At 48.7% G+C, this 16,480-nt stretch carries 16 protein-coding genes, 2 rRNA genes and 2 pseudogenes; 15 read left to right on the top strand and 5 right to left on the bottom strand.

Annotated elements, in window-relative coordinates; all coding sequences use genetic code 11:
• The 10 genes from G604_RS0112085 to G604_RS0112040 form a co-directional block, all read left to right on the top strand.
• Positions 1-125 (top strand): 23S ribosomal RNA (locus tag G604_RS0112085); the annotation flags it as partial.
• A gap of 54 nt (positions 126-179) precedes the next feature.
• Positions 180-292 (top strand): 5S ribosomal RNA (gene rrf / locus G604_RS0112080).
• A 67-nt stretch (positions 293-359) separates the two neighbouring features.
• Complete coding sequence (locus G604_RS0112075) at positions 360-935, top strand: hypothetical protein (protein WP_155941949.1); 576 nt, start codon at positions 360-362, stop codon at positions 933-935.
• 128 nt (positions 936-1,063) lie between these two features.
• Positions 1,064-1,285, top strand: coding sequence for a DUF2795 domain-containing protein (locus G604_RS0112070; RefSeq protein WP_028910782.1), 222 nt, complete (start codon positions 1,064-1,066; stop codon positions 1,283-1,285).
• A 99-nt stretch (positions 1,286-1,384) separates the two neighbouring features.
• Positions 1,385-2,311 (top strand): type IX secretion system membrane protein PorP/SprF, encoded by a 927-nt coding sequence (locus G604_RS0112065; protein ID WP_028910781.1) that lies wholly within the window; start codon positions 1,385-1,387, stop codon positions 2,309-2,311.
• A 29-nt stretch (positions 2,312-2,340) separates the two neighbouring features.
• Complete coding sequence (locus G604_RS0112060; RefSeq protein WP_028910780.1) at positions 2,341-3,795, top strand: SUMF1/EgtB/PvdO family nonheme iron enzyme; 1,455 nt, start codon at positions 2,341-2,343, stop codon at positions 3,793-3,795.
• 21 nt (positions 3,796-3,816) lie between these two features.
• Positions 3,817-4,599 (top strand): gliding motility protein GldL, encoded by a 783-nt coding sequence (gene gldL / locus G604_RS0112055; protein ID WP_028910779.1) that lies wholly within the window; start codon positions 3,817-3,819, stop codon positions 4,597-4,599.
• On the top strand, positions 4,600-6,156 hold the full coding sequence (gldM, locus tag G604_RS0112050; RefSeq protein ID WP_028910778.1) for a gliding motility protein GldM: 1,557 nt from the start codon (positions 4,600-4,602) through the stop codon (positions 6,154-6,156).
• Between the two features lie 33 nt (positions 6,157-6,189).
• Positions 6,190-7,224 (top strand): gliding motility protein GldN, encoded by a 1,035-nt coding sequence (gene gldN, locus G604_RS0112045; RefSeq protein ID WP_028910777.1) that lies wholly within the window; start codon positions 6,190-6,192, stop codon positions 7,222-7,224.
• Between the two features lie 31 nt (positions 7,225-7,255).
• Positions 7,256-7,876: a porin family protein gene (locus G604_RS0112040; RefSeq protein ID WP_028910776.1), complete on the top strand. Its 621-nt coding sequence runs from the start codon at positions 7,256-7,258 to the stop codon at positions 7,874-7,876.
• Positions 7,877-7,940: 64 nt separating this feature from the next.
• Here G604_RS0112040 and G604_RS14430 read toward each other — a convergent pair.
• Together G604_RS14430 and G604_RS14880 are read right to left on the bottom strand one after the other, a co-directional pair.
• Positions 7,941-8,744 (bottom strand): annotated as a pseudogene (locus G604_RS14430) (glycoside hydrolase family 32 protein); the annotation flags it as partial.
• Between the two features lie 4 nt (positions 8,745-8,748).
• Positions 8,749-9,000: pseudogene (locus G604_RS14880) on the bottom strand (TonB-dependent receptor); the annotation flags it as partial.
• A gap of 31 nt (positions 9,001-9,031) precedes the next feature.
• On the opposite strand from G604_RS14880, the gene G604_RS0112025 reads away from it, so the two are divergent.
• From G604_RS0112025 to priA, 3 genes are all read left to right on the top strand, one after another.
• Positions 9,032-9,706, top strand: coding sequence for a DUF6377 domain-containing protein (locus tag G604_RS0112025; RefSeq protein WP_028910774.1), 675 nt, complete (start codon positions 9,032-9,034; stop codon positions 9,704-9,706).
• A 65-nt stretch (positions 9,707-9,771) separates the two neighbouring features.
• Complete coding sequence (locus G604_RS0112020) at positions 9,772-10,209, top strand: Fur family transcriptional regulator (protein ID WP_028910773.1); 438 nt, start codon at positions 9,772-9,774, stop codon at positions 10,207-10,209.
• Entirely contained in the window at positions 10,196-12,454 is a 2,259-nt protein-coding gene (priA, locus tag G604_RS0112015) for a primosomal protein N' (protein ID WP_028910772.1), read from the top strand. Before G604_RS0112020 ends, priA begins: the two co-directional genes overlap by 14 nt.
• A 558-nt stretch (positions 12,455-13,012) precedes the next feature.
• Here the strand turns inward: priA and G604_RS0112010 are convergent.
• Both G604_RS0112010 and G604_RS0112005 read right to left on the bottom strand, forming a co-directional pair.
• Positions 13,013-13,357 carry a HigA family addiction module antitoxin gene (locus G604_RS0112010; RefSeq protein WP_028910771.1) on the bottom strand — a complete coding sequence of 115 codons (345 nt, stop codon included), beginning with the start codon at positions 13,355-13,357 and terminating at the stop codon, positions 13,013-13,015.
• A gap of 7 nt (positions 13,358-13,364) precedes the next feature.
• Positions 13,365-13,682 carry a type II toxin-antitoxin system RelE/ParE family toxin gene (locus G604_RS0112005; RefSeq protein WP_028910770.1) on the bottom strand — a complete coding sequence of 106 codons (318 nt, stop codon included), beginning with the start codon at positions 13,680-13,682 and terminating at the stop codon, positions 13,365-13,367.
• Between the two features lie 293 nt (positions 13,683-13,975).
• On the opposite strand from G604_RS0112005, the gene G604_RS0112000 reads away from it, so the two are divergent.
• The gene (locus G604_RS0112000) at positions 13,976-15,502 is read left to right on the top strand and encodes an OmpP1/FadL family transporter (RefSeq protein WP_028910769.1); all 1,527 of its coding nucleotides are present in this window, start codon (positions 13,976-13,978) and stop codon (positions 15,500-15,502) included.
• Positions 15,503-15,714: 212 nt separating this feature from the next.
• Here the strand turns inward: G604_RS0112000 and G604_RS14425 are convergent, their stop codons facing one another.
• On the bottom strand, positions 15,715-16,062 hold the full coding sequence (locus G604_RS14425) for a hypothetical protein (protein ID WP_036905700.1): 348 nt from the start codon (positions 16,060-16,062) through the stop codon (positions 15,715-15,717).
• A 297-nt stretch (positions 16,063-16,359) separates the two neighbouring features.
• On the opposite strand from G604_RS14425, the gene G604_RS15640 reads away from it, so the two are divergent.
• A partial coding sequence (locus G604_RS15640; protein ID WP_155941948.1) for a helix-turn-helix domain-containing protein occupies positions 16,360-16,480 on the top strand: 121 nt, incomplete at its 3' end.

Genomic DNA, 16,480 nt, shown 5'->3' with positions numbered 1-16,480 from the left:
GAAGCCTTCCGCGAGATGAGAACTCCTCATAAGGGTCGTCAAAGACGATGACGTAGATAGGATGCAGGTGTAAAGGCAGCGATGCCAAAGCCGAGCATTACTAATTGCCCGAACACTTTCCGCTGAAGGGTTATACTTTCAACTGTTGAGTTTTGCTTGTCAAGATACGTCAACCCCCTTTGGGTGGTTATTGCGGCGGTGTCCCACCTCTTCCCATTCCGAACAGAGAAGTTAAGCCCGCTTGCGCCGATGGTACTGCAATGCAATGCGGGAGAGTAGGTAGCTGCCCTCTTTTCTTTAAACTCAAGAAAAGCCTCGAAGATAGCAATATCTCCGAGGCTTTTTCGTTATTATGTAGTATGGCTAGATGGAAACAATCTTTAGTATGGATTCGTCGCATGGGTTACTGTAGGGGCTTTGGTATTCAATCTCCATGGGCCTATCGTTTCGTGCGCTATGTTGTAAATGAGCATTATCCTTATTATGCCTATGATAATATGAAAGCCAAATATCCCTATCTATCTCCGTTAGAGCATCATATAGGGCGACTTTTCTTTCGCATCTCCAATTATGTGCGTGGGGCCCACTGGGCATTTGCTTTTGAGAATATCCCCTATCTCTCCGCTTATATTATGGCTGGCAGTCATTCGGCTACGATAAGCTCTGCTGTACATGTTCCTTTGGACAAAGGTATTGATATTCTTGTGATGGCGCTATCTGACGGTATTGAGCCACTCTTTCGGTCTTTCTGTTCTCATGCTGGTAAGAAGAGTATGCTCATCGTTATGGACATTAGGAAGTCCAAAACGTCCTTGTCAAAATGGAAGAGGATGACCCATGATCATCATACTGGAGTATGTTTTGATTTGTATTATTGTGGACTGATCTTTTTCAATACTTCAATGACGAAGGAGGTTTATAAGGTCAATTTCTGATTTTTGATGGTATTTTAAAGTTTATTTGATGATGTAGCTTATTTTTTATGTCTTTTCTTCTTGCAGAACAGAAGAATTTTATTATCTTTGCACCTCGAAAAATTATATTTATACTAATCATCAAGCCTATGTATTGGACACTAGAGTTGGCTTCCAAACTGGAGGATGCCCCTTGGCCTGCAACGAAGGACGAGTTAATAGACTACGCTCAACGTTCGGGAGCACCATTGGAAGTATTGGAGAATCTGCAGGAGATAGAAGACGATGGTGAGGTCTATGAGAGTATTGAAGACTTATGGCCTGACTATCCGACGAAGGATGATTTCCTTTGGAATGAAGATGAGTATTAACATTTAACCGTATAAGGTCATTTCCTTTGTGAGATGACCTTTCTTTGTTTATACAATAATTCTCCATTCTGTTCGTTATCTTCAAAAAATCATTATAGATTGAAAAAGTTCTTCATCATCCTCTTCCTGTTGGGCTTTGCTGTGCTTGCTAAGGCACAGTATGATCCTTCTTTCAGTCACTATATGGATATGGAGACTTCCTTCAACCCTGCAGCGGTGGGGAAGCAGAGTAAGCTCAATATCACAGGGGCTTATGCCCTTGATTTTGCCGGATACGAAAATAATCCGCGAACGATGTATATTGCTGCTGATTTGCCATTCTATACTTTAAAAAATTATCATGGAGTAGGAATCCAACTCATCAATGATCAGATTGGACTCTTTACCCATCAGCGTCTTGGTCTTCAATATGCTTACCGCCATAAGCTTTTCGGGGGAATGATTGCTGTTGGAATCCAAGGGGGCTTTGTCATGGAGAAGTTTGATGCTTCTCAGCTTGATACGGAGGATAGCGGTGATCAGGCCTTTGCTACGGCGAATGGCAACAGTATTGATTTAGGTGCAGGACTTTACTATCAGTATGGATCGTGGTATCTCGGTCTTTCAGCTACCCATCTTACGGCACCTACGGTATCGTTGGGAACAAGTAATGAGATGAAGATCGACCGCCATTACTATGCAACGGGGGGATATACGGTCCGTTTCCATCAGCCTTGGCTATCGTTGAGTCCTTCATTCCTCGTTCGAACTGACGGTACGTCATGGAGGGAGGATGTGACTTGTAGGCTCGTCTATTCCCATGAGAAGAAGACGATGTATGTTGGTGCCGGTTATAGTCCGAACACCTCAGTGACTTTCCTTGTTGGTGGTATCTTTCATGGTGTGAAGATAGGTTATAGTTATGAGATGTATACTTCTGCTATTAATCCCGGTAATGGGTCGCATGAGTTGTTTGTGGGTTATCAGATGCCCGTCAATCTTGTAAAGAAAGGTCATAACCGTCATCAGAGTGTGAGGATTCTGTAAGATATGTGTGAAAAATTATCAGACGAAATATGAAGAAAACAATCATAGCGCTTGGCGCTTCTCTTTTGGTTCTAATGCTGACAGGCTGTTTCGGAGCCCGCTCGGCTTCTTCGTCCGGTCGTGGCGGTGAGGTCGTTGGTGTCGGTGGCAAGAGTTTCAATGAGCCTACGCCTTATGGCATGGTGAAGGTGAACCGTGGCTTCCTGAGGATGGGTGAGAGTAGTATCGACTCCTTATGGGGAAAGAAAATTCCACGAAAAGATATTTCTGTCGACGGATTCTGGATGGATGAGACGGAGATTACCAACTCCCAGTATAAGCAGTTTGTCAGTTATGTCCGTGACAGTATCCTTCGTACCCGTCTTGCTGATCCCAACTATGGTGGTGATGAGACTTATATGATCACTGAGGACAAGAATGGCGATCCCGTCACGCCGCATATCAACTGGAAGAAGCCGTTGCCGCGCAAGCCGAATGAGGATGAGCAGCGTGCCATTGAGAGTCTCTATGTCACGAACCCCGTGACGCATGAGAAACTCCTCGACTGGCGGCAGATGAATTTCAGATACGAGATTTATGATTATACGACGGCTGCTTTGCGCCGTAATCGTCTTGATCCTGCCCAGCGTAATCTGAATACGGATGTCAAGCCGGATATGGATGAGGTGGTGATGATCTCCAAGGATACAGCGTATATAGATGATAATGGTAAGATTGTGAGGGAGACGATTAACCGTCCTCTCTCCGGCCCTTGGGATTTCCTGAATACCTATATCGTCAATATCTATCCTGATACCACTTGTTGGGTGAATGACTTTCGAAATTCGGATAATGAAATTTATCTGAGAAGTTATTTCAGTAATCCCGCCTATAATGACTATCCTGTTGTTGGCGTAACGTGGGAACAGGCGAATGCGTTCTGTGCCTGGCGTACGGAATATCTGTTGAGAGGGCTCGGGCCAGAAGCGCGTTTTGTACAGCGTTACCGTCTCCCGACAGAGGCAGAATGGGAGTATGCCGCCCGTGGTAAGGACGGAAATGAATTCCCCTGGGATAACCATGATGTTAAGAGTGGCAATGGTTGTTTTTATGCGAACTTCAAGCCCGATCGGGGTAACTATACTGCTGACGGCAATTTGATCACGAGTAAGGTGGCTTCCTATGGTGCCAACAGCAATGGCCTCTATGATATGGCTGGTAATGTGGCGGAATGGACGAGTACGGTATATACCGAGTCTGGCGTTGATGCCATGAACGATTTAAATCCGGAGTTGTCATATAATGCTGCGAAGGAAGATCCCTATCGTTTAAAGAAGAAGAGCGTGCGTGGTGGCTCGTGGAAAGATCCGGAGAGTTTCATCCGTAGTGCCTGGCGTTCGTGGGAATATCAGAACCAGCCCCGAAGCTATATTGGGTTCCGTTGTGTCCGTAGTCTGGCTACGACATCTACGGCGAAACAACGTTATAAGGGGAAGAAAAAGTAATGAACGAAAAGATATAAGACAATGAGTTATAGTAAGTGGAATGTCATCTATCGTCTGCAGAAATGGATGGACAGTGTCCCTGGCCAGACTTTTCTGAACTATGCCTATAGTTGGGGTGCCTCTATCGTCATCTTGGGCGCAATGTTTAAGTTGACCCATCTGCCGGGTGCCAACTTTATGTTGTTCCTAGGAATGGGCACTGAGGTGTTTGTGTTCTTCCTCTCGGCTTTCGATCGTCCTTTCGACAAGACGCAAGACGGAATGGATATCCCGATGCATGTGACGGAGGAATATCTGGAAGGAGAAGATGAAAGAAGCCTCACCCCCAACCCCTCTCCGACTGGCGAGGGGAGTGAATACTCTCAGGCCTATCAAGCCCAAAGCGCCTATCAAGCCCAAGAGTCGGCTGCCGCTTCTCAGCCTGCCGAGCCTGCTGCGCCTGCCTTTGCCGCTGTCGCACAGGACTCGCCGGAATTGGAGGAAGCACAGAAAAACTATATTGAGGAGTTGAAGAAACTCGTGGAGACCTTGGGCAGGGTCAACGAGCAGAGTACGCGTCTGACCCGTGACAGTGAGGAGATGGATAATCTCAACCGCACCCTCACCGGAATCAGTAAGGTCTATGAGATGCAGCTCAAGGGTGCCAGCAAGCAGATCGGTACTATTGATGAGATCAATGAGCAGAGTCGTAAGTTGGCCCAGCAGATAGAACAGTTGAATAAGATTTATGCCCGTATGATAGAGGCCATGACTGTAAATATGCGTGCCCAGGCCCCGACGCAGAATCTTCAAACACAAGAGTAAATGGCCATTAAGAAAAGACGCGTTACCCCACGCCAGAAGATGATCAACTTGATGTATATCGTCTTGATGGCCATGTTGGCGCTGAATATCTCTACGGAGGTGCTCCACGGCTTTTCTATTGTCGAGGAGAGTCTGAACAGGACGACGGCCAACAGTGGGAAAGAGAACAACGCACTCTATCAGGAATTTAAGAACCAGATGCTTGACAACCCGGAGAAGGTGAAAGCCTGGTTTGACAAGGCTACGCAGGTGAAGGAGATGAGTGATTCTCTCTATGACTTCGCCCAAGAGTTGAAGGTGGCTATCGTGCGTAATGCCGATGGTCCCCAGGGTGATGTTCATAACATCCAGAATACCGATAATCTCGAAGCTGCCGGTATCGTTATGCTGGCACCGGGAACGGGGAAAGGAAAGAAGCTCTATCGTATGATCAACTCCTACCGCGAGCGTATTCTGTCGATGATTACTGATCCCCGCCAGAAGAGTATCATAGCCAGTAACCTCTCTACTGCCGTGCCCCGTCATAAAGGCACGCTGGGGAAGAACTGGCAAGAGTATATGTTTGAGGATATGCCCGTCGCCGCCGCCGTCACTCTGTTGTCGAAGTTGCAGAATGATGTCCGTTATGCCGAGGGTGAAGTCCTGCATACTCTCGTTTCTCAGATTGACATGAAGGATATCCGTGTCAACAAGTTGTCAGCATGGGTCATTCCGGAAAAGACGACGCTCTATGCCGGTGAGCGTTTCAACGCACGGATTGTCATGGCCGCCGTCGACACGACGCAGCAGCCGATCATCTATGTCAATGGCGCCCGTTTGAACACCCGTAACGGCCAATATTCCTTTACTGCCGGAGGTGTCGGCGAACATCAGTTCAGTGGCTATATCCTGATGAAGAATGCCGTCGGCGACTTCCTACGCAGAAACTTTATTCAGAAATATACCGTTATTCCGACGCCGAACACGGCGACGGTGGCTGCCGATCTGATGAACGTGCTCTATGCCGGTTTTCAGAACCCGATGAGTGTGAGCATGCCGGGTATTGCTCAGAATGCCGTTACTCTCTCGGCCAGTGGCGCACGTGTCATCTCCAAAGGTAACGGACATTATACGGTTATCCCGTCGGCGGTGGGCCATGATGTGTCTATTCGTATCACGGGTCGCGATGGTAAGATGAGTCGTTCAGCCGGCCCGTTTGTATTCCATGTCCGTAAGCTTCCTGATCCGACAGCTTATATCGCTGTTGGAACCAATCGTTTCAAGGGTGGTGGTTTGGCGAAAGGCTCTCTGATGGGAGCTCCGGGCATTCGAGCTGCTATTGATGATGGACTTCTCGATATCCCCTTCCGTGTGACTGGTTTCGAGACGGTCTTCTTCGATAATATGGGAAATGCCGTTCCCATGGCCTCTTCCGGCAGCAGTTTCACGGGAGCGCAGCGTGAGCAGTTCCGGCATCTTGGTCGTGGCAAGCGGTTCTATATCACCCATGTTCGTGCCGTTGGTCCCGATGGTATCGCCCGTCAGTTGAATGGAGCTTTGGAAGTGATTGTCCGTTGAGGTCTATAATATAATAATGTGTAGAAAAGAGATATGAGAAAGATACTATTTTTCCTGATCGTCGTCTGTATGGCCCAGGGCCTATGGGCTCAGCCTGCTGCCCGTCGTCGTCAGCAGCAGACCCCACAGTCGAATGCCAATAATGTCACGGAGCGTGCCCGTATCATGTTCCCCACCGAACAGACCATGCCGGAGGATGTTGTGTGGCGTCGTGACATCCTGCGTGAGATCGATCTCACGCAGGATGCCAATGCCGGCCTCTATTATCCAGTGTCGCCTATCGGTAATCAGATGAATCTCTTCACCTATATCTTCAAGTTGATGATGACGGGAAGGATTCATGTCTATGAGTACCGTTTGGATGGCAATGAGATCTTCGATGACTCTACGCGTGTCCGTCCGATGGATTTCCTGAAGAACTACCATATCTATTACGACAAGATGGATAATGGTCGTATTCGTATCGACAACAGTGATATTCCGTCATCGGAAGTGAAGGCCTATTATTTGAAGGAGAGCGCCTATTACGATCAGGGTACTTCCACTTTCCACACGAAGGTGATTGCTCTCTGTCCGATTATGTATCGCGAGGATGACTTCGGCGACGGCGCTACGAAATATCCGCTCTTCTGGGTGAAGTATGACGACCTCGCTCCCTATCTGGCTAAGCAGCAGATTATGACGAGTAATCTGAACAATGCCGCTACGATGAGTCTGGATGATTATTTCACGTTGAACCAGTATCGTGGAAAGATCTACAAGACGACGAACATGCTTGGAAAGACGCTGGCACAGTATTGTCCTAATGACTCCGCGATGTCGAAGGAGCAGAAGCGCATTGAGAATGAGCTGGCCGCTTTTGAGAAGAATATGTGGGGTGATCAGGCCAAGAAAGACTCTTTGGACAGTATTGCCAAGTTGAATGCCAATCCAAAGAAGGTCAAGAAGGCCCGTCGTAACCGTCGTGCCGGAGGCGCCAGTGTCCGCACGCGCCGCTTCAGTACCTCTTCTTCCGGTGCTGCTCCCTCCGGTGAGGCTCGTGTGACGGTACGTCGTGAGCGTCATTAAAAGAATTATTAATCAGAAAATCATAAGCGTTATGAAAAAGAGAATCCTTTTCGCTGCCTTGGCAGCCCTCGTCCTTGCCGCGCCTGCTGATGCCCAGATCAAGTTTGGTATCAAGGCCGGAATCAATGCGACGGATATGCATCTGAGTAAGGAAGTCTTTGATGCTTCCAATCGTGCCGGCTGGTTTGTTGGCCCGATGGTGAAAGTCAGTCTGCCGCTCACGGGCTTGAGCGTTGACGCCGCCGCCCTCTATGACTATCGTGAGAGCCGTCTGACGGATGACGCGCAAGAGAAACAGACCGTGAAGCAGCAGCAGATAGCCATTCCTGTTAATCTTCGTTATGGCATCGGCCTTGGAGATTTCATTGATGGTTTCCTCTTTGCCGGTCCGCAATGGGGTATCAATGTTGGAGATCGTAATTTCGATTGGAAGGAGGGTAGCAGTTACTCTCTGAAGAAGTCCAACTTCAGTATCAATGTTGGTTTGGGTATCACGGCGCTGCAGCATCTGCAGGTGACAGCCAACTACAATATTGTCTGTGGAAAGTCTGCTGATGTCACGTGGAGTGAGGCGCTCTCCAAGACCACTAATGCCCTCACGGGTAAGAGCCGTAGCAACAGTTGGCAGCTCGGCGTAGCGTATATTTTCTAAACATAAAAAAGAGGCGATCATAAAATTGACCGCCTCTTTTCATTTTTGAGTTGAACTACACGGATCAAAGGCCTAACTTATAGGCTTTGACATTATTGAATTTTGCTTTTCCCTTTGTTGCATAGAACCCTACATTATTATAGGGCGCTGTTGGGAAAACGAGGTTCGTCATAGCGATACGTCCGCCGTCGACGAAGATCTCTACGGAACATTTATCCACATAGACGTCTACATGATAGGTCTTGCCGTTGCACAAGTTCAGAGGTGCCCATGTGGCGAGAGCGAAGTCATTCACGTAGTTGATGCTGTTGAGTGCGCGCATCTTCTTTCCACCCATACGAACATCATGGGCTTTCTCGATGTCGTGGGGAACGGCCTTCTCGCCGAACTTCACGAGGCCACTCTCGGTACGGTCCATGACGAGCTTGCCGAGATTCTGATCGAAGTAGATCTTCGTTTTCTCTCCCTTGTCATTGAAGAGCTCGATGCCGGCCTGCCCGCTCTTTCCCGGAGTGATGTCAAATTCTACCTCGAAGGCGCCGTCATTATTGGCGAAGAGAGCTTTCTTGTCCTTCTCCGTGCTGGCGGTGATGTTTCCGAGCACCTTTGTTTCTTTGCGCAGGGCTTTCACCTCACGAGCGGCATTAGCGGCGAGATAATATTCACCGTCTTTCTCAAAGAGGGAGAGCTCACGCGGCAAGGCGTTGGCGCCACGGTACTGTTTGATCGGCGTGATGTTGGCATACTGCCAGTTGCTCATCCATGGCACGGCGACGACACGGTCTTTCGTGCCGAAGAAGGTGACGGTGGCATAGTGATCCTTACCATAGTCAAGGAATTTGGCCACCTCCGGCTTGTCGTCACACTTTCAGTTCACCCTTTGTGCCGGCATAGCGCTTGGTGAGGGCTGCCTTGTAGATCTGCGTGCGGTCCTGGTTGGCGGAGCTGCGGAGCTTGAACGTACCCGGATCGAAGTCCTGATAGATATTGCCGCTGTAGAACCAGTCGTGTCCGAGGCTGCCGTTGACGTTCAGGGAGAACTCCTGCAGTCCGAAATGGTTCGTCTTGTAGTTGAGCGTGCCGTGGAAGCCGTCCTGTCCGAGTTTCGTAAAGGAGTTGACGGCGCAGACCCATAGAATCTGGCTTATTGCCACGTTGGCCTTTCTCCTGGCTGTTGTCGCCTTTGTCCTTTTCTATCTCTCCCGTCGCCGCAATGCCCAGTTGCATCTCAGTCAGCGGTTGTTGGAGCATAAGAACCGTCAGCTTCATGATGTCAACGAACAGATGCATGCGGTGAATGAGCAGATGCTAACCGTCAACGGCCAGTTGCAGCATCTCAACGGTCTCCTTGTAGAAGCCAACCGGAAGCGTGAGGAATATCTTCGTCTCTTCGTCGATATCTGTGCTTCTACGATGGAGCGCATTACGAATTACAAAAATCTTGTCAAGCTCAAAGTTCGTGCGAACCAGACGAAAGACCTGCTGAAGGTGTTGAATTCCGACCGTATGGCCGACCACGATATGAGTCGCTTCTTCATGCAGTTCGACAAGGCTTTCCTCGGCCTTTATCCCACTTTTGTGGAGGAGTTCAATAAGTTGTTGAAGCCCGATTATCAAGTCTGTCTGAACAAGGACGGCTCGATGTCGATGGAATTGCGCCTCTTTGCCTTGATCCGCCTCGGCGTTACGGAAAGTTCAGAGATTGCCACCCTCCTCGGCTATTCGCCCCATACCATCTATAACTACCGTTCCGCGATGAAAGGCCGTTCCCTTGACAAGGAACATTTTGAGGAACAGGTGAGAAATCTGTGCAGGGTTTTTCCAACCTGATGGTATTGTATTTGTAGAAAAAAGTGTACCTTTGCCAACGAAAAGAACAGAAAGGGAATAACGACATGAATCAACAAGAAACGATAGCGCTGTTGCAGCAGCATGACATCAAGCCCACGGCCAACCGAATGGTGATTGTGAAGGCGTTGTCGGCGGCCACCGGTCCTGTGACGATGAAAGAGTTGGAATATCAGATCCTGTCGATTGACAAGAGTGGCATTTTCCGTACTCTTCAGCTCTTCCGTGACCATCATCTCGTGCATGTCATCGATGACGGTAGTGGCAGTCAGCGTTTCGAACTCTGTTATTCCGAGGATACCGATACAGACGAGGATGAGCATGCCCATTTCTATTGCGAGCATTGTCATCGTGTGTTCTGTCTTCCCGACATACCGATTCCTACTGTGGATCTTCCCGAGGGCTATGTCTTCCGCGATGCCAGTTTGTTGATTCGTGGTCTCTGTCCGTCCTGTCAAAAGAAAGGAAAACATGCCGTACGCTGACGTCATTCTTCCCCTTCCCCTTCCCGGTACTTTTACTTATGCCCTTCCTTCCGCTTGGGAAGACCGGGTACGAGTCGGCATGCGTGTGCTCGTCCCGTTGGGAAAGAGCAAGCATTATATCGCTATTGTCGTGGCGCTCCATGACCACAAGCCCGATTTCGACTGTAAGGAGATCCAGGAAGTCCTTGATGAGGCCCCGATTCTGCTTCCTCATCAGTTGACGTTGTGGCGTTGGATGAGTGATTATTATATGGCCCCGTTCGGCGACGTCATGACGGCGGCGCTCCCCGGTGGACTGAAGACTGTCGGAAAATACCGTCCGAAGAAGGAGAGTTATGTCCGTCTCGCTGATCCTTACCGTTCTCCAGAAGGTTTAAATATCGCGAAAAACATGCTCCTCCGGGCCCAACGTCAACAGGAAGTCTTTGAAACCTATCTCCGATTGGCACATACCGGGGAAGCAGAGAATGAAAACGATCATGAGGTGACGAAGGAAGAACTTCTTAACGAGGCCCATACGAACATGCCGATGCTCAAGAACCTCATCGACCGGGGCATCCTTGAGACTTATGATAAAGAGGTGGGACGGTTGAATACGGGTGCTGTCGCCGGTCCCCTTCAGTCCGTGAAGGCGCTGAGTCCTGCCCAGCAGCAGGCTTACGATGCCATTCATCAGCAGTTTAATGAAAAGCAAGTGGTTCTTCTCCATGGTGTAACGTCAAGCGGTAAGACGGAGATCTACCTCCATCTCATTGAGGAGACGTTGAAAGCCGGGAAGCAGGTGCTCTATCTCCTTCCCGAGATTGCGCTGACGGTGCAGATGATGACGCGTCTGCAGCGTGTGCTCGGCCATCAGTTGGGTATTTACCATTCCAAATACAGTGATGCCGAACGCGTGGAGATCTGGAAGAAACAGCTCTCAGATGAACCTTACTCCGTGATCCTCGGAGCCCGCAGCGCCCTCTTCCTGCCTTTCCGCAATCTCGGCCTCGTGATCATCGATGAGGAGCATGAGACTTCTTTCAAGCAACAGGATCCGGCGCCGCGCTATCATGCCCGCAGTTCTGCTATCATGCTGGCCCATGAGGTCGGCGCGAAGGTCTTGCTGGGCACGGCGACGCCTTCCATGGAGAGTTATTACAACGCCCAGACTGGTAAGTATGGCCTTGTCACCCTCTCCGAGCGATACCAGGGCATTGAATTGCCGGAGATTGAGGTTGTCGACGTCAAGGACCTTCGGCACCGGAAGATGATGACGGGTGCTTTCTCTCCCCAACTGCTGACGGCGATCCGCAAGACCCTTGCCGAGGGCAACCAGGTCATTCTCTTCCAGAACCGCCGCGGCTTTGCGCCGATGATAGAATGCCGTGTATGCGGATGGACGCCGAAATGCCAGAACTGTGACGTGTCGTTGACCCTTCATAAGCGGTTGAACCTTTTGGTCTGCCATTACTGTGGCACGACCTATCGTGTCCCCGATGTCTGTCCGAACTGCGGCAGTACGGAACTCAGTGGCCGCGGCTATGGAACGGAGAAGATTGAGGATCAGATCCGTGATCTTTTCCCTGAGGCCCGTGTGGCCCGTATGGATCTCGATACGACGCGGTCGCGCCATGCCTATAGCCGACTCATCAATGATTTCTCTTCGGGGCGTACGAACCTGCTCATCGGCACGCAGATGGTGACGAAAGGCCTGGACTTTGAGCGCGTAAAGGTCGTCGGTATCCTCGATGCTGACGCCATGCTGAACCAGCCGGACTTCCGGGCTTATGAGCATGCCTTCACCATGATGAGTCAGGTGGCGGGACGTGCCGGCCGGAAGGGGAGTAGGGGAAAAGTCTTTCTGCAGACGAAGAATCCTGATCTCCCCGTTATCCATCAGGTGGTGAGTCATGACTTCCCCGCCTTCTATCATGACCAGATGGAGGAGCGGAGTTATTTCCATTATCCGCCTTTCTATCATCTCATCGATGTCTATCTCCGTCACCCCAAGGAGCCCGTGGTAGAGCAGGCGGCGCGTGAGCTTGGCGCTCAGCTCCGTCAGTGGTTTGGCGCCCGTGTCCTTGGTCCTGACAAGCCTGTCGTGGGCCGTGTCCGCACGCTGAGTATCCGTAAGATCGTGTTGAAGCTCGAGAATGGTATCGATCGCCGGAAGGTCAGGGAATATTTGCATTACGCCCAAACGACGATGGGGAAGGATCCGCGCTATGGTGCCCTGCAGATTTTCTTTGATGTTGACCCGTAAGATATGAGGAATTTCAGAATGGTTGCATAGTTTTCGTCGTACTTCCACAATATTGACACTCAGACAAAGGGTTGAGAATGGCGAGAAAATCACCATCTCACCCTTTTGTCCGTAAATACGCGAAAAATGAGGCTGTTTGCTAAGTGTTTGACTAATAGTGAGATACGAAATTAGATAATTATTTTCGATTTCCGTGCTGCATAATTATCCGTGTAATTATTCATAATAAGCCATTATCTCCGATAATCATGCAAAAAACGCTGCTGTTTTTGATGAGAAAATAGGTTGTTTAGCGATCGTATCTATCGTAGATAATTTTCTAAACACGTTGTTTACGAAATTATCTTCGAAACAGAGCAAAGCCGGACTCGTATTTTGTCAGGTCTATATGTCATTTTGGGGTATTCTTTCTCTAGAATAGAAAAATAGATTGATGGTTTTTGCTGGTCTGTTTTCAGTCAGCGGCAGCCGGTCCTAACACTTTCTTGACTTATTTATGGGCTCTTCTGCCTTTTTTGGGGGGCACTTTTCGGTACAACTATATGTTTCTTGCCGTAACTACAATACGGCAGCAATTTTCCTTATTCCTTCAAGACGCTTGATGAAGGACTTATTTCGTTTAGCTACTAACAAATCGTATTGCGCCTGTAGCCTCAGAAGAGGCGCAGCATCAATATCTAGGGCCTTTGAAATAAGAAGGGCCATCTCTGTGTTTAAAGGTCGTTTGCCATTGAGTACTTCATTAAGTTGACTATACGACACACCTATTTCTGAAGCAAGTTTCCGTTGCGGAATGCCACGGTATTCAATCTCGTCCTTAATGACCTCCCCAGGATGAGTTGGCTCAAACGGCTCAAGATTATTCGCTATCATATTGTCTTTTATTCCGTCAATGTGAATCATTTCTATTCTATTTATAATGGTTACTTAACTCAGTTATTTCGCATATAGAGGCAACGGTCTCCCCATCTTTAACGAACTCCTCAAATTCAATTCTATATTGGTCATTGACTCTGACTGAAGAGAGTCCTTCTTTGTCTCCATGAAGATGTTCATAATGCAGTGAACCATATTTCATAAGCCCAAGCACGTTGTCCTCGGAAATCATCAGATTTACGACCCTGCCGTACTTCCTTATTATGGCAGGTTGGAATCGATATTTCTTGTTGCTTGATCGCCCCTTTTCATACAATTCCCTAAGGTACTCTTGCTTGAATGTTACTTGCATATCAATATCTTTGTTGCAAAGATAAAGCTAATTTTTCATATTCACAAATTTGCGAATGATTTTTTTTTTACTAATATTGGTACACCGGATAATTTATGTATACGACATGCCTCCATCAATAATTATCAATGGCGGAACATGATGAATCATGTCCCTACATGCTGCACAAGTTGGCGATGTTTGTGCAGAAATTAACATCTTTTATGTAAAAGAACGAAAATAACGGGATAAAATTTCCGAAAAGAAACATTTTTAGCGTAATTTTGCAGCCGTTTTTTTAGAGATTAGAATTTATGCGTTTACACAACTTATTGGCTGCAGCAGTGATCGCACTGTCAGCCCCGCTGCCGGCCCTGGCGGGTGGCATTCTCACAAACACGAATCAGAATGTCGCTTTCAATCGGGAGCTCTCGCGTGATGCCTCCATCGGTATCGACGGTATATACAGTAACCCTGCCGGTGTGGCTTTCCTGGGGAAGGGTCTTCATCTGTCGCTGAACTGGCAGACAGTCTTCCAGAAGCGAAAGATTGATAATCAGTATGCCCTGTTTGCCAATAATCAGAACAACGCTTCGACGGCGCGTCATTTCGAAGGCCATGCCACGGCCCCTGTCCTGCCGACGGTGCAGGCAGCCTACAACTGGAAGAACTTCTCTTTCCAGGCGATGGTCGGTCTTACGGGTGGCGGCGGCAAGTGCACGTTTGATGATGGTCTTGGCTCTTTCGAGAAGATTGTCTCGGAGACAGCCGTGGCGACATCACAGTTAGCCGCAGCCATCGACCGGCTCACGGCAGCGCAGTATGGCGTCAACCCCGGTCTCTCCGCCGATACGAAGTTTGGTAAGACGGGATCCTATAGTTATACCAGTTTCATGCGTGGCCGTAACTATTATTATAGTGCTTCTCTCGGCGTCGCTTATCGTTTCACGCCCGATCTCTCTGGCTTTGCCGGCGTGCGTGGCGTCTATGCCAAGACGAACTATTACGGTTATGTACGGAATATCAAAGTGGGACAGGTTCCTTTGTATACGATGCTGGATGCTACGAAGACGAACTCCGCGGATATCGAGTTGAACTGTGATCAGAGCGGCTTCGGTTTCACGCCGATCCTTGGTGTCGACTACCGGTTGGGCCGTTGGAACTTCGCCGCGAAGTATGAGTTCAAGACACGTGTCCGTCTGAAGAATGAGGCGGTCAACCAGGCGCCGAGTATCGGTAACCTCCCCAACACGCTCATCGCTGCCGGTATCCCGCAGAGCGTCATCGCCTCCTCAGCGATCAGCGGGGCCCTGAGCAACATCAAGACCCAGTTTGACACGAAGATGGAAGCTGCCACGGGCGAGTATGCCGACGGCAAGAAGATTGCCGGCGATATCCCGGCGCTGCTGACCCTTGGCGTACAGTACAGTCCTGTCGACGCCTTTCGTCTGAATGCCGGCTTCCATTATTTCTTCGACAAGCAGGCCACATCCTACAATCACCGCGAGGACAAGCTCTCCCGCGGCACGATAGAATGGAATGCCGGGGCGGAGTATGACGCCAGTAAGGTCGTCACGGTGAGTGCCGGTTGGCAGCGTACGAGTTATGGTCTCGCGCCGGAGTATATGGACGACAAGAGTTTCGTCGTCAGCAGCAACAGTATCGGTGCCGGTCTTCAGATTCATGTGAGCAAGAAGGTCCGCGTGAATCTCGCTTACTTCTGCACTATTTACGAGAAGTATAAGACCAATGAGACTGACGCTACGACGCATTTGGAGTATGATGCCAGCTACACGCGCAACAACAATGTCCTTGGTGCCGGCGTAGACATCGACTTCTAATTCCCGTTTTTGGATCCATCATGTCCCTTCGGTGAGGCATGATGTTACGTATTTCCTATGATTTGGCAGAATATACTATACAATATTTTCATAGATCCTTTTGTAGGTGGCCACCATATTGTGGCCACGCACCCGCATTGGACAAGGGTATATTGCGTAATATTTATGTCAGCCTGTTCATACATCTCATTAATTCTGCGGTCAACGTATGTTCAGGAGAGATATTTCATCCGGCGATTCACTATGCTGTATTCTCCTCCAAACGAGAGCGTGCCTTTGAATAGCGGAAGGTTCATCGCTAGTTTTGAGGCTATCATGGAGTTGCGGGCATTCCGATTAGAGGTTACATCCGATGTCGTAGCTGCAGTCTGGCCTGTGGTGTACATAGTTTCATGCACATTCATCCAATCTTTCTTGCCATACCAATAGTAGTCCGTGTTCCAGTCTATCTGTAACGGGCCTATCTTTCCCACATAATAAGTGTTGCCAGAATAAGTTGTAGACTGGCCGGGATCTTGAAAGTCAACGACGGAAGATTCCTTCAGTGTCTCATTCTGCATGGTATGAAATATTTGAGTACCGGAGCCGTCATTTCGTGCAAGGCGGTTATAGCTGAAACTGGCACCGAAATCATTATTTTCATTGAGCATGTAACTGATGCAAGTTCAAGATAGAAGTGCAATCGGAGTTGAGGAATATATTGAAAAAATATATACCATAAAACACCGAGGGGACTGGGGGCGAGAAGCCCCCAAGATATCTTGTACTTGATATAGGTTAAGAAAACTGGCAATGACAGATAAAAAGAAAAAGGGGAGAACGCTTTCTCCCCAAAATCAAATATATTTGCATTGCTTATGTACAAACATTTGACTTCAGAGCAAAGGTACGCAATTTCTATGTTGCTTGCAAACAATTCCAAGAAAAAAGATATAGCAGCTGATATAAAAGTCAGTCCGTCAACCATTACCAGAGAGC

This window comes from Prevotella sp. AGR2160, assembly GCF_000424185.1.
Lineage (GTDB): Bacteria > Bacteroidota > Bacteroidia > Bacteroidales > Bacteroidaceae > Prevotella.
Note: the sequence above shows the minus strand (reverse complement) of the source record. Positions and strands in the feature narration are given on the sequence as shown.